Below are 979 nucleotides of genomic sequence, written 5' to 3'. Positions count from 1 at the left end.
CCTCTCCGCGTTCGTCCTGTTCTCCTCCGCGGCCGGTACCTTCGGTGCGGCGGGGCAGGGCAACTACGCCGCGGCGAACGCGTTCCTGGACGCGCTGGCCGCGCACCGGCGGGCGAACGGTCAGGCGGCGGTCTCGCTGGCGTGGGGCTTCTGGGACCAGCGCAGTGAGATGACCGGTCACCTGGGCAACACCGACATGTCGAGGATGGCGCGCGGTGGGGTGCTCCCGCTCTCCGCGGAACAGGGCCTGGCACTGTTCGACGCCGCCCTCGCCACGGACAACTCCCTTCTGGTACCGGTCCGCTTGGACCCCGCGGCGCTGCTCCCGAACGGCGCTCCGGTGCCGCCGTTGCTGCGTCGGATGGCCGGCACGCCGGCCCGGCGGATTGCGCGGTCGGACGCTGATTCCGGCGACTCGCTGGGCCGGCGACTGGCCGGCCTCCCGCGGGCCGAACGAGACCAGGTCCTGCTCGACCTGGTGAACGCGGGCGTGGCAGCAGTACTCGGGTACGGCACCTCGGACGCGGTCGATCCCGACCGGTCGTTCAAGGAGCTGGGTTTCGACTCGCTGACCGCCGTCGAGCTGCGCAACCGCCTCAACGCGGCCACCGGCCTGCGCCTGCCCGCCACTCTCGTCTTCGACTACCCGACGGCTTCCGCGCTCGCCCGCTACCTGCACGGCGAGTTGGCGGAAGACGAGCCCGCGGGCGGGACGACCGCGGGCGAGCCGACGGCCGTCGCGAACCCGTCCGACGAGCCGATCGCGATCATCGGCATGAGCTGCCGTTACCCAGGCGGTGTCCGTTCACCGGAGGAGCTGTGGGAGCTGCTCGCGAACGGCGGCGACGCGATGGCCGGCTTCCCGGAGGACCGCGGCTGGGACCTCGACCGCCTCTACCACCCGGATCCGGATCACCGCGGCACGGCCTACGCCCGTGAGGGTGGGTTCCTTTACGAAGCCGGCGAGTTCGACCCGGGC

Annotated in this window: 1 protein-coding gene; it reads left to right on the top strand. The window is 72.4% G+C overall.

Features of this window, described 5'->3' with window-relative positions; all coding sequences use genetic code 11:
- Window positions 1-979, top strand: a 979-nt coding sequence (locus K7G59_RS34350; protein ID WP_225840661.1) for a beta-ketoacyl reductase, incomplete at both ends; no start/stop codon positions are given.

This window comes from Streptomyces sp. NK08204, assembly GCF_020400585.1.
GTDB lineage: Bacteria > Actinomycetota > Actinomycetes > Streptomycetales > Streptomycetaceae > Streptomyces.
The sequence above is the reverse complement of the archived record's forward strand: the minus strand, read 5'-3'. Positions and strand labels throughout refer to the sequence as shown.